We start from the raw sequence: 260 nt of genomic DNA, 5'->3' as shown, positions 1-260 counted from the left end.
GAATCAGGCCGAAAACCGCATGATCGTCGATCTCCTGCGCAACGATATCTCGTTGATCAGCGAGGTCGGCACGCTGGACGTGCCGGCGCTGTTCCGCATCGAGACTTACCCGACCGTGCATCAGATGGTGAGCGACGTCAGGGCCAAACTGCTGCCGGGTCTCTCTATCCGCCAGATCTTCGCGGCGCTGTTTCCTTGCGGTTCGATCACTGGCGCGCCTAAGATCCGTGCCATGGAGATCCTGCGCGACCTGGAAGGCA

General features: G+C 60.8%; 1 protein-coding gene. It reads left to right on the top strand.

Translation table 11 applies throughout. From position 1 onward, the window contains the following. The coding region (locus tag EOB49_RS35500) for a chorismate-binding protein (protein ID WP_206526227.1) at positions 1-260 on the top strand (260 nt) is incomplete at both ends.

Source organism: Mesorhizobium sp. M7A.F.Ca.MR.148.00.0.0 (genome assembly GCF_003997735.1).
Taxonomy (GTDB): domain Bacteria; phylum Pseudomonadota; class Alphaproteobacteria; order Rhizobiales; family Rhizobiaceae; genus Mesorhizobium.
Note: the sequence above shows the minus strand (reverse complement) of the source record. Positions and strands in the feature narration are given on the sequence as shown.